The following is a 15,135-nucleotide window of genomic DNA, read 5'->3' as shown; positions in this document are numbered from 1 at the left end:
CAACTTGTACATGTTACCCTTTATTTGTCACACACATATCCTATTTTGACCAAGACTATATTGTAAATGAGGTGACAACATGCCCATTACGAATCGATTTTCTACCACCACAAACGGCGCACTCGCTATTACAGGAAATACTTTAGGCTTAAGTAAAATTAGTAATCAAAACCGTGCTGGTACAATCGGGGCAATTGGTGCATTCGCAACTACGAATACCGCTTTACAAGTACCTACTTTTCCTGCTGGTACAACGTTAAACTATACACAAAATAGTTCTACCGCTATTTTAAATATCCCTGCTGGTAGTACGATTCTTTACGCAGAACTCGTTTGGGGTGGAAACTATTTATCTCGTGATCAAAACATTACGAGTGTATTAGGAAACCCGGTTTCTTTTACAACACCTGTTTCAACATACTCGATTACTCCTTCAGCTGTTACAGCTTCAAATCAAACTTTCGTTTCAAATTCTATTACATTTGGCTTTTACACTCGTTCAGCAGACGTAACCACTCTTATTCAAGCTGGAGGTTCTGGTTCCTATACTACAGGAGCTGTCCCTGGACTTGTAGATCCTATAGATGCTTCTAATGGAACAATTAATTCAGCTGGATGGACGCTTATCGTCGCTTATCAGAACGGGACATTACCCGCAAGAAACTTAACGATTTATGTAGCAGGCAACCGTGTTTCTGCAGAAACTGGTAGTGCCGATGTATCTGTCTCAGGATTTTTAACACCTTCAGGAGGCCCTGTAAGCGGGAGATTATTTTTAAGTTCTACCGAAGGAGATGCTGATTTAACGGGGGATCAAGCTTTATTTGGACCCAATTTCAGTTCATTAAATGCATTATCTGGGCCAAATAATGCTGTGAATAATTTTTTTGGTTCTCAGGTCAATAATGCTGCTGGAAACTTAGATACAACTGGGACATTTGGAACGCGAAATCAAAGTGCCTCTACAGGTACAAATATCTCAGCCGGGAGACAGGGCTGGGACATTACTTCTATTGATATTTCCCCTTATTTAACAAATTCCCAAGTGTCCGCCGCCATCCGTTTAACTACTAACGGAGACGCGTATATGTTAAATACAGTCGGTTTACAAATCAACATAAATTCACCTAACATACAAGCAACGAAAAGCGTAAACAAAAGTGTCGCTGCAATTGGAGATGTCGTCACTTATACCGTTACGATTCCTAATACCGGGCTTCTTCCCGCCAATAACGTTATTTTTATAGATAATCTTCCTACCGGTACTTCCTTTATACCTGGCACTGTAACGGTAGATAACGTACCACAAACAAATGCTAATCCGGCTGCTGGTATATCTCTTGGAACAATTAATAACAGTGCTTCTCGTACAGTAACTTTCCAAGCGACTGTCGTTTCACTTCCAAATCCAAATCCGATTTCTAACACTGCTAATATTACATTTCAATATACACCAATTGCTGGAGGAACAACCTTTAACGGTCTTGCTACAAGCAACTCTGCTGGAACACAAATTAACCTCGCAGATATTAATGGAACAAAATCAGTTAACAAACTTTTTACCGATATTGGTGAAACGCTAACTTACAGTATCGCTTTAGCTAATATCGGCAATATCGCCGCAACGAACGTTATATATACGGATCCGATTCCTAGCGGAACTACTTTCATTCCAGGGAGTGTAACTGTTAATGGTGTTACTCAGGCAGGAGCAAATCCCGCTACTGGTATATCAATTGGATCTATTGCTGCTAATTCTACGACTACTGTTGCATTTCAAGTATTTGTTCCTTCTATTCCCCAAACAAATCCAATATTAAATAGTGGTACAACAACATACCAATACATTCCTGTTCCAAATCAGCCGGCAGTAAGTGGGACTGATACGACGAATATTGTCTCCACTCAAGTGAATAACGCTACTGTCACTATGGCAAAAGCAGTAGATAAAAATTTCGCTGATATTGGTGATACACTAACGTACACCGTTTCCTTTACAAGTACAGGTAATACAAATGCGAACAACATTATTTTTACAGACGCTATCCCTACTGGAACCACTTTTGTCCTTAACAGTTTAACAATAGATGGCACAACACAAGTGGGAGCAAATCCCGCTAACGGTGTGAACATTGGATCGATCCCAACTGGTACAACAAAAAACGTTTCATTTCAAGTAGTAGTAAATACAATACCCGCGTCAAATGTCGTATCTAATGGATCAAACGCTTCTTATCAATACATCGTCAACCCTAGCCAATCACCCGTTACAAAAAATATTTCTTCTAATCTCGTTTCCACTCAAATTAATAATGCGAATGTAACATTAACAAAATCAACAAATAAACAATTTGCTACAATTGGCGAAACAATCAGTTATACAATTCTTATTACAAACAGTGGAAACACAGCTGCAACTAACGTGCAATTAACAGATCCACTTCCAAATGGAACAATTTTAACTCCTGGTACTGTAACACTAAACGGCGTTTTGCAAAATGTAGATTCTCTCGTTGCTTTACCTATCGGTACAATTCCTGGCGGAGCTACTTTTACACTTTCTTTCCAAGTAACTGTCATCAATATTACCGCCCAAAATCCTATCATTAATAATGCTTTCGTTTCTTATTTATACACTGTAAATCCTAGTCTGCCACCAACTTCAAAAACAGCAAATTCTAATTCTGTTACATCAACAATTAGACTAGCAAACCTTCAAGCTACTAAATCTGTAGATAAAACGTTTGCGGAAGTTGGAGATGTATTAACTTACACCTTCGCTCTTACAAACAATGGAAATGTTACAGCAAACAATGTAGTACTATCCGATTCAATAGCGAACGGTACTTCCTTTGTACCGAACAGTGTTATCGTTAACGGTGTTACTCAACCGGGCGCAACACCAGCTAGTATCAATATTGGTAGCATCAATGCAAATAATACGATTACAGCTTCATTCCAAGTATTAATCACTAGCATTCCAAACCCTAACCCTATTTCGAATAGTGCCTCTATCTCTTATAACTTTATTGTTGATCCAAACGCTTCGCCTGTAAGTAAGAACACTACTTCAACTACTACATTTACGCAAGTAAACGATGCAAATGTCATTTCAGCCAAAACAGTAGATAAAGGGTTCGCTACTGTAGGGGATGTATTAACTTATACCGTCGTTTTAACGAATGCAGGAAGTGTTTCTGCTGATAGTCCTACTTTCGTAGATACGAATCCAGACGGTACTACCTTTATCCAAAACACTTTCCTTATGAATGGTGTACTCCAAAATAACGCAGATCCAAATGTCGGTGTTCCCTTACCTTCCATTCCTGCGAACGGTTCACTTACCGTCTCTTATCAAGTAACTGTCACCTCTTTACCAACACAAAATCCAACAATAAATTCATCTAGTACACAGTATAGTTTTATTTTAAATCCGGGCGATCCACCAACTATAGAAACATCTTTAAGTAATACTGTAAGTACACAAATTAATGTAGCAAATGTATTTATTGTCAAACAGGTAGATTTAACTATTGCTGATGTTGGGCAACCAATCACATATACCATTGCCCTAGCTAACCCAGGAAATACTACTGCAAATAATGTTGTTGTTACTGATATACTACCTCCTGGTACGACTCTCGTACCAAATAGTATTTTTATAGGTGGTGCTTTACAACTAGGTGCGGATCCAAGTGTTGGCCTTCAAGTTGGTACGATTCCAGCAGGCGGAATTACAACAATTGTTTTCCAAATTAGTGCAACCAGTTTACCTTCACCAAATCCAGTTCAAAACAGCGCCGCACTTCAATATAGCTTTATTGCCGATCCAAATTTACCTGCTGTTGTGAGAAATGCTACTAGTAATATAGTAACGACACAAATTAATACTGCTAATATTGTCGCTACGAAACTAACAAGTACAAATTTCGCTGATGTTGGTGATGTCATAACTTATGCAACGATTTTAACGAATAACGGCAATATCCCTGCCTCCAATGTAACGTTTACAGATATCATTCCAGCTAGTACCATCTTCCTTCCTAACACTGTAACGATTAACGGCGTCCCTATAGCTAATGCAAACCCGGCTAATGGCATTTTGATTGGCACGATAGGAGCGAATTCATCACGTACTGTTTCATTCCAAGTTTCTGTACCAACTATTCCTAGTCCAAATCCGATTACGAATCAATCGAGCACTACATTCCAATACACGTACGACGCATCCAAACCAGTTGTAACGCAGATGTTGGCCTCTAACACCGTACAGACAACTATTAATAATGCTACGATTGCCGCTGTGAAATCGGCAGATAAACAATTTGCTAACGTAAATGATATTATTACGTACACGACTACTTTAACGAATAACGGGAACACACTTGCATCAAATGTAATTTTTACAGATGTAATTCCAAACGGAACATCATTTATTCCTAATAGTGTAACAGTAAATGGAAATACACTCCCTAATACAAATCCAGCAAGTGGAATTGCAATTAATCCAATAAACCCTAATACAAGTGCAACAATCTCATTTCAAGTAATAGTAAATTCCATTCCTAGTCCAAATCCAATCCCGAACCAAAGCAATACAGCGTACCAATATGTCATAGATCCTAACTTACCTCCAGCATCCGCTAATGCGTTAAGTAACGTAATAACAACTCAAATTAATAACGCTACAATCGTCGCTACGAAGTCAGTAAATACACCGACAGCTGCAATTGGGGATATCGTTACTTATACGATTGCAGTTACGAACACAGGAAATATTCCTGCTAGTGCTACAGTTTTAACAGATGGACTCGGCGCAGGCGCTTCATTTGTCCAAAACTCTGTAACTATCAATAATATTCCGCAGCCGGGTTTAGATCCATCACTTGGTATTCACTTAGCAGATATTCCCCCAGGAGATACTGTATTCATTACTTTTCAAGCACAAATTTTAGCGATACCACCTAGTGGCACATTAACAAATAATGCTCTTGTAAATTATGAATACACCGTGAATCCAAACCAATCACCCGCTGTTGATAGTACAATTACGAATACGACGGTTACTCCAATTATTGATGCTACTTTAGTTTTAAATAAAAATGCGAGTACAACTTTCGCTACAATTGGTGATACGATTACATTCACTTCATCTGTTACAAACACAGGAAATACGACTGCAAACAACATTGTGTTTACAGATTCCATTCCAAATGGTACTACCTTTGTCCCAAATAGCTTTAAGATAAATGGTGTAACCGTCCCAAATGCAAATCCGCAAAACGGTATCAATATTGGTAACTTGAATGCAAATGCATCGATTACACTCAATTTTCAAGTAAACATTACAACGCTGCCAAACCCGAATCCAATTCCGAACAAATCATCGCTTCAATATAGCTTTATTGTTGATATAAATGAGCCGCCTGTTTCACGAACAGTTCAATCCAATAAAACTTTTACACAAGTAAATACTGCTTCTGTTATCGCAACAAAAACTGCAAGCAGCGCATTTGCTGCTGTTGGAGATACAATTACGTATACAACTACCCTCACTAATAGCGGAAATACTACCGCAAACACACCTGTTTTTATCGATATATTACCACCCGAACTTTCATTCGTTCCTGATAGTGTACAAATTAACTCCATCCCACAACTTGGATTTAGACCAGATAGCGGAATCTCTTTAGACTCAATTCCAGTTGGAGGAACGACAACCATTAGCTTTCAAGCTATCGTTGGCTCAATACCAGCTACAAATCCAACATTGAACCAATCTAGCACAACATACTCTATCATTGTTGATCCTACCCAGCCGCCGGTGACAGAAACAGCTACAAGTAATCCAACTTTAGTTCAAATTAACGAAGCAATTATTCAAGCAACGAAAAGTGTGGATCGACTATTCTCTGACATCGCACCTGGAAATTCATTTTTAACGTATACTGTTTTATTAGAAAATATAGGTAACTCGACTGCTACGAATATCATTTTTACAGATCCAATTCCAAATAACGCAGTATTTATAGAAGATAGCGTTCGAGTAGGCGGAGTTTTATTACCTGGAGTAAGTCCAGCGAACGGGATACCCATTGGAGATATTATTGCAGGAGATTTTATAAACGTCACCTTCCGTGTGCAAGTAGTTAGCATCCCAAATCCTATTTTTACAATCGGACCTGGAGGACCAAACTCACCAGTTGTAAACGGCGCTTCTATTGATTATCAATTTATGACAGGACCTAATTTACCACTTGTTTCACAAAATACGACATCTAATTCTGTTTCGACACAAATAAATTCTGGGGAAATTGTGGCAATCAAATCTGTAGATAAAACTTTCGCAACAATTGGCGATACAATTTCTTATACGATTACATTAAGTAACCCTGGAAATGTCACTTCACAAAATATAATTTTTACGGATACTTTACCTGATGGAACGACATTCATATCTGGCACTCTTACAAACGATTCTGGTACACAGCAAATCGGAAATCCAGCTAACGGGATTCAGATTGGAAATATAAACCCAAATGGAACGGCTGTGATTACTCTCAACGTACTTATTACAAACATTCCAAGTATAAATCCAATTTCTAATTTTAGTTCTGTACAATTTCAGCATATTGTCGATCCAAGTCAACCAGTTATCACTCAAACCGCTTCATCGAATACCGTTACTACGACAATAAATAGCGCAATATTAACTACCACAAAAAATGCTGATAAATCCATTATTTCTGTTGGCGATACGATTACGTATACATCTACTATTACAAATACAGGAAATACAACAACAACGAATATTACATTCACAAGCGCTATTCCAGCTAACACTACATTTATACCAAATTCCTTCACAATCAATGGTATGCAGCAATTTGGTGCACGGCCAGCACTCGGAGTAACTATACCAAATATCGCCCCTGGCGCAACAGTAACTGTTACTTTCCAAGTAAATGTTATTTCTGTACCCCCTTCAAGTTCAATTATGGGGAACGATACAATTTTATACTCTTATACTGTTGATCCAAGCGCAGCTCCTATTACTACTTCTACTTCAACGAATATCGTTACAAACCCTGTATTAGATGCTATGATAACGATGGTAAAATCGGTCGATCAAACAATTGTAACACTAGGTGATACCATTACCTATACTACAATTTTAACGAATAATGGCAATACAAATGCAACGAATATTGCTTTCACTGATCTTATACCAGATGGTACAACGTTCATTCCGAATAGTGTCACAATCAATGGCAGTACACACATCGGGCTCGATCCTAATACAGGTATAACAATCGGATCAATTGCCCCTAACAGCTCAATATCTATAGCATTTCAAGTTACCGCTACTTCGACTCCTGTTCAAAATCCTATTGCCAATGCGGCTACTGCTTCTTACTTATTTATCGCTGATCCAAATGCACCGATTGTTTCAAGAACTGCTACTTCAAACACTGTATTTACTACAATTAATACCGCTACAATTCTTTCATCAAAGCAAGTGGATAAAACCTATAGCCAAATCGGAGATACAATCACCTATACCGTCGCTTTAACAAACAACGGAAATTCCTCCGCACAAAATGTTATTTTTACAGATACCGCGCCAAGCGGAACCACATTTATTGCAAACTCATTTTCTATTAATGGAATTCCTCAAATTGGTGCGAATCCAACAAACGGTGTAAATATTGGGCCTATAACAGCTGGGTCTACAGTAAATATTTCCTTCCAAGTAAACGTGAGCTCCTTCCCAACTGAAAATACCATTGTAAATTTCTCATCGACATCGTATCAATTAGTCTCACCACCTGATGCAGAAACTTCTATTAGTAATCCTGTTTCCACGCAAGTTACAGAAGCTATATTATCCATGACGAAAAATGAAAGTGTATCCTATGCAGATATCGGGCAAACTGCTTTTTACACTACTTCTATTACCAATGTAGGCAATACCGATGCAACTAATATTATATTCACAGATGTATTACCAAGTGGACTCACATTTGTTCCTAACACATTAACCGTTGATGGCGTTTTACAACCTAACGCGAATCCAAATACAGGTGTATTACTTGCAGCACTTCCACCAAATGAAATATATAGTATCGTCTTTCAAGTTACAGTTAGCAGCATTCCACCTATTAATCCAGCACCGAATACAGCATCAACGACATATGAGTTTACTGTTGATCCTGTTAACCCTCCAGTGTCGAGTTCAGCTACTTCCAACACTACGCTTCTTCAAATAAATAACGCAAATATTATAAGTACAAAAACAGCAGATCTTACCTTTGCGGATGTTGGTAATACAATAACATTTACACTTAACCTCCCTAATACCGGGAATGTGACCGCAACTGATGTTACCGTTACCGATATACTTGATAGCAATTTAAGTTTCGTTCCAAATAGTTTCACAGTTAATGGGCAAACCATTCCAAATGCTAATTTATCTACTGGTGTAAATATCGGTTCCATTAATGGTGGTAATACGGCAATCGTCACATTCCAAGCAACTGTTACTACACTTCCTACACTTAATCCTATTTCTAATTCTGCTTCTATCACATATCATTATGTCGTTGATCCTAGCCAGCCATCTATTACAACTTCTAATCAATCTAATACAACAACCACACAAATTAATAGCGCTATCCTTACTGCACAAAAAAATTCAAATGTGTCAACAGTAGATATTGGGCAAGATATTCTCTACACCGTTACAATTACAAATAGCGGCAATGTTAGTGCAACAAATGTTATTTTTACCGACCTTATTCCAGACGGAACTTCATTTGAACCGAATAGTTTTACATTTAACGGAACTAGCATCCCAAATGCAGATATCATTACAGGCGTCCCAATTGGTGATATCGCGCCAAACCAATCTGTCATTGTGGCATTTAATATTATCGCAGATGAAATCCCGCCTATAAATCCAATTACCAATCAAGCTAGCGTTAACTTTCAACATATCGTTAATCCGGCTAATCCACCAGTTTCAAAAAACATTACTTCTACTACTGTTTCAACAAAAATCGAAAGTGCAATTTTAAACACGATTAAAATCGGAGATAAAGCTTTTGCAACGATTGGTGATACGATTACGTATACAACTACGATTACGAATACAGGAAATATTCCAGCTAACAACGTTGTTTTCTCAGACCCTTTACCATCATGGACACAATTTGTTGCAGGATCAGTTGTTGTTGACGGTACTTCATTACCATCCACCTCTATCATTGACGGTGTTGGCATAAATACAATCAATCCAAATCAAACTGTAACAATCATATTCCAAGTTCAAATTGTAAGCAATCCAACAACATTCACTCCTGAACTTCAAAACTTAGGATTTGTGAACTTCCAATATAACGTAGGCAATGCATTACAGGCTCAGCCTGGCAACGTGGAAACGAATGTCTTCGTTACTTCTATTAATTCAGCAATACTTTCAGCTGTAAAAACTGCTAGTACAGCTTTTGCAAATATTGGAGACACGATCACTTATACCGTTTTAATTCAAAATAGCGGCAATACAAACGCTACGAATGTAAATTTCTCAGACCTCATTCCAGCAGGAACGACCTTTGTTGAAAATAGTTTTGCTGTAAATGGAAATACCATTCCAGGTGCAAATCCAAATAACGGAGTTAATATCGGAACCGTTAGCGCGGGTAATTCCTTAACTGTTACTTTCCAAGTCATAGTTACATCTACTCCACCTTCAAATCCAATTACAAACGTTGCATCTATTCAATACGCATTCATCGTTGATCCGGCGGCTCCTCCTGTTACCAGCACAATAAATTCTAATAGCGCTTCAACACAAATTAATAACGCGACTGTTACAACTGTTTTAGAGGCAAATCGAACAATTGTATCTACCTTAGATATCATTACGTATACAGCAATATTAACGAATACTGGAAACTTCCCTGCAAACTCTGTATTACTCATTAACGGAGTTCCTGAAGGAGCATTATTTGTTCCAAATAGTGTTACACTCAACGGGATTTCACTTCCAGATGCAAGTCCAACTCTCGGTATTCCAGTTGGTATTATCGCACCAGGTGATTCTGCTACGATTACGTTCCAATTTCTTGCAAGCTCTATTCCATCGCAAGGAGCAATTATAAATCAAGCACTTACAAGTTACACGTATATTGTCGATCCGAGTCAACCTCCAGTTACAGCAGCCTCCTCATCTAATACGGTTAGTACAGCTGTCGTTGATGCATCGTTATCCGCAATTAAAAATACAGATTCTCTCGTACAATCTACTAACGGTACAATCACTTACACTGTAGTCGTTCAAAATAACGGGAATACAACTGCAAATACAGTTACTTTAACAGATTTGGTCCCAGAAGGAACTGCATTTATTCCGAATAGCGTAACCATTAATGGCGTTTCAGCTCCAGGTACCGATCCAAACGTAGGGATACCATTAAACTCCATAGCGCCTTCAGACATTATCACCATAACATTCCAAGTTATCGTTCAATCCATTCCAAGCGTGAATCCAATTTCTAATATAGCCCGTATTGCCTATACTTTTATCGCCGATCCAACCGCTCCTATCATCTCTCGAACAATAACGTCTAATCCAGCATTCACACAAATTTCGGATGCGAATGTTCTTTCATTAAAAGCAGTCAATGCACAACAAGCAACAATAGGTGACATTTTGACCTATACGATAACACTAGAGAATACCGGAAATATTCAAGCTACTAATCTTATATTTTCAGATACTATTCCAGAAGGGACTACATTCGTAGATAATAGTTTTACACTTAACGGAACAGCTATACTTGGTGCAAATCCAAACGCAGGTGTTACTTTGCCTAACCTAGTAGCAAACGCTACTCACCTTATTTCGTTCCAAATTCTTATTAACGATCCATTCTCGCAACAATCGATTACAAATCAATCCAATACAACATATACAATTCAACCAGATCCAGGGCAACCGCCTATTACGGAAACATCTACTAGTAATATCGTCATTACAAATTTCGTGCAAGCACAATTGACAATTACAAAAACATCCAATCCAACAACTGTAGATATTGGTGGAACGATCCATTATATTTCTGAAGTGAAAAATATCGGCAATGTTGACGCAATAAATATTATTTTTACAGATTCGATTCCAGCTGGGACTACATTCGTTCCCGACAGCGTCACAATTAACGGTGTACTTCAGCCTGATACAAATCCAGAAAACGGAATATCAATTGGAACGATCCCATCAAATAGTTCCAAAACAATACTATTTCAAGTACAAACAAACAATCCACCTACTGAAACCGAAATTGTAAATCAATCTTCAGCAACGTACCAATATGTAAGCATTCCTACAGCTCCCCCAGTGAATCGCTCTGCAACTTCTAATATCGTTACAACATCACTTCAAAATGCAAATATTATTTCTGTTAAACAGGCAGTTGTTACTTTCGTATCCATCGGGCAAAATATTACCTACACAAATACACTACAAAATATAGGAACTGTTCCGGCTAACAATACATTGTTCATTGACAATATTCCAGAAGGTACTATATTCATTGAAGATAGCTTATCAATAAATAATGTCATTCAGCCTGGTGCGAACCCTGAAAATGGAATAACTCTTGGCACGATACAACCAGATGAAACAGTCACTATTTCATTCCAAGTACAACTTACAAGTACACCTCCTGGCAATACAGTCATTAACATTTCAGACACTTCGTATGAATACCAAATTGAGCCTAGTTCTCCAATTATTCAGCGTAGATCGTTATCAAATGCAGTAACTACTGAAGTCCGTACAGCAAATGTTAGTGCACTTAAATCTGCTAACAGATCTATTACACGCATCGGTCAAATCATCACATATACAGTCGCAGTTACAAACGCTGGTACAGTACCTATTACAAATACTCTCCTAATTGACGCAATCGCTGCTGGCACCACATTCATTCCAAATAGCATTCTTGTAGATGGTATACCAAGACCTAACGAGAATCCAAGTACCGGAATCACCCTTAATATTATCCTTCCAAATAATACAATTATCGTTACGTTCCAAGTAAATGTAGTCTCTATACCTCCTCAAAATAACATTAATAATATCGCCGTCATTCACTACGAGTATCGACCAGACCCAAGCACACCAGCAATTTCAGAAACGACCTCTTCCAATGCTACAAATATACAATTTATTGATGCTATTCTTATCGCTACAAAATCCGCTAATACAGTATTAGCTAACATTGATGAAACTATTGAATATACAGTACTCATTCAAAATAACGGTTCCACTACAACTAACTCCATCTTTTTTACAGATACGATAGAGGATGGAACAGTATTTATCCCAGGAAGTGTAATAGTTAACAATACTGCATTTCCTGCGGCAGATCCGAATATCGGCTTTTCCATCCCTAATATCGCATCAGGTCAAGTGGCTACAATGACCTTCCAAGTTTCCGTTACGAATTTACCTGCTGTAAATCCAACACCTAATACTGCAAACATCGCCTACGACTTTATTTTCAACCCTGATTTTGCACCAATTCAAAAATCGACTACTTCCAACACTACTTTCGTTCAAATTAATGATGCTGATATCGTTTCACTTAAAACTGTTGATTTGACTTCTGTAACAATTGGTGACATTTTAACTTATACAACAACTTTAACGAATACAGGGAATACAGATGCCACTGCTGTTGTATTTACAGACAATATTCCTGGTGGAACTACCTTTATTGACGGTAGCGTTTTAGTAAATAACACTCCGCAGCTTAACGCCAATCCAAGTACCGGTATACTTGTAGGAACGGTTGCTCCTAACATTTCTATCCCAGTCACATTTTCTGTTACCGTCATAGCGCTTCCAGCTAGCGGCCATGTTCAAAATCAATCAACTTCTCGTTATACGATAAATGGAGAAGAACAAATATCGACTAGTAATATTACCTTCACTGAAGTTATTACTGCTACTATAGTCGCAACAAAAACAACGCCTATCCAATACGCTGACCTACAAACGATTATCCCTTACACAATTTCCATCACAAACAATGGGAATATACAAGTAGAAAACATTATCGTTACAGATATCATCCCAGCAAATACGAGCTTTATAGAGAACAGTGTTATTGTCAATGGCAACGCTCGTCCAAATGACAATCCACTTAGCGGGATACAAATTGATAACATTCCACCTAATACAACAGCAACTATTCTATTCCAAGTACGGGTTACTTCGATTCCACAAACAAATCCAATCTCTAACACGAGTACAATTGAATTTCAATACACGTTACCAGATCGACCACCTATTACCGAAACTATTATTTCATCAGCTGCCGTAACAGAAATTAATCACGCGACTTTGAATAGTAATAAAGCTGTAGACCTTGCATTTGCAACTGTCGGTGACACGTTAACGTATACGATTACACTCAATCAAACTGGTAATGTTGCAGCAAATGATGTAGTCATTCAAGATATTATTCCTGAAGGTACTACGTTTATAGAAAATAGCGTTATTGTAAACGGAGAAACTCTTCCAGGAGTTAATCCAGTAAGTGGCATACCAATTGGCACTATAATTGTTGGTGGAGATGCTATCGCTTCATTTCAAGTTTCTGTGACTTCTATCCCAACACCTAATGAACTCAACAACAATGCAATTACTACCTTTAACTATATAGTCAATCCAAATAACGCACCTGTTACGAATACGACGACAACAAATACCGTCACAACAACCGTTCAAAATGATAATGTCATTGCCATAAAAGCAGTTGATTTCACGAGTGCCTTACCTGGTCAAACTTTAACGTACACCATTACTATTACTAATAGTGGTAATATGACTATTGAAGATATTCTTCTAGTAGACACGGCACCAGTAGATACGACATTCGTCATTGGTAGTGTTACGATTAATGGACTCAATCAGCCTAATGCAAATCCTGAAAATGGTATTACGTTAGGAAACCTTGCTCCAAATGAATCTGTTATTATTACATTCCAAGTGACAATATCTTCCTCTACTCTTCAATCTACAATCAATAACGATGCTACTATTTCCTATACACCTATTGTCGGTCCAACCAAACCACCTATTACGATTACAAGGCAAATAAATACCGTTACAAAGCAAACAAATACTGTTACAACAACAGTAGTTGATCCGATGGTTAGTATTGAAAAAACAGCCGATAAATCTATCATAGCGACAGGAGATACCATAACTTTCACATTAGAAGTGATAAATCATTCACCAATTCCTACAATCAGTACTTCCGTCCTAGATATAATTCCAGTTGGTACAACATTTATAGAAAATAGCGTAACAATTAACGGGACTCCGGTTCCAAATATCCGGCCAGACACTGGTATTAATATTGGCGCTTTACCTGCAGATACAGTAGCAACGATAACATTTCAAGTTCTCGTCACTTCTATCCCTTCAAACAGTACAATTATTAATTCTGCAACAGTTACAGCCGCCTTCCAATTGACACCACAGGCCCCAATTATTACTTTTATTGTTAATTCAAATATCGTTCGTATACCAGTTCAATTTATAACTGCGACAGTAGTGAAAAACGCTTCCGTCAGCTCAGCTTATTTAAATCAATATTTTGATTACACGGTGCGTATTACGAATACTTCCGAGGTTTCACTTTCAAATGTTTCTTTACAAGATACTATTCCAGCAGGCTTACAATTTATGAACGGCACTGTCTCCATTAATGGGGAACGTTCTCCACTAGCGAATCCGAATATCGGTTTCCTAGTCGCTACTAATTTAGAACCAAGCGAAACAATTATCGTATTATTCACAGTACAAGTGATAAGTACACCTGTTAATAATCAATTTAAAAATACGGCTAATATTTCGTTACAACTTCAAGCCTCGCCTACCGACCCACCAATTACAGTAACCATCACAAGTAACGAAAACATTGTCACCTTTGTTACAGAAAATCCAGATGAAACACTTCCAAATTTTAATTGCTTCTTTGACGGTGAACGCTTCATACGGATTACTCCTGGAAATGTACGAAATTACCTTTGGACTTGGATTTGGTGGGATTAAAT

At 37.9% G+C, this 15,135-nt stretch carries 1 protein-coding gene; it reads left to right on the top strand.

Going from position 1 to position 15,135, the window contains the following annotated elements:
- The first annotated feature begins 79 nt into the window (after positions 1 to 79).
- The gene (locus tag ATN06_RS08285) at positions 80 to 15,133 is read left to right on the top strand and encodes a DUF7507 domain-containing protein (protein ID WP_060630238.1); all 15,054 of its coding nucleotides are present in this window, start codon (positions 80 to 82) and stop codon (positions 15,131 to 15,133) included.
- Positions 15,134 to 15,135: the final 2 nt, after the last annotated feature.

It is taken from the genome of Bacillus thuringiensis (assembly GCF_001455345.1).
In the GTDB taxonomy this organism is placed as follows: Bacteria; Bacillota; Bacilli; order Bacillales; family Bacillaceae_G; genus Bacillus_A; species Bacillus_A thuringiensis_N.
This window is presented reverse-complemented; position numbering and strand designations above follow the sequence as displayed.

Bases quoted from the DNA above. Each gene is read 5' to 3' on its own strand.
- ATN06_RS08285 (WP_060630238.1), top strand. From the start codon at position 80: ATGCCCATTACGAATCGATTTTCTACCACCACAAACGGCGCACTCGCT.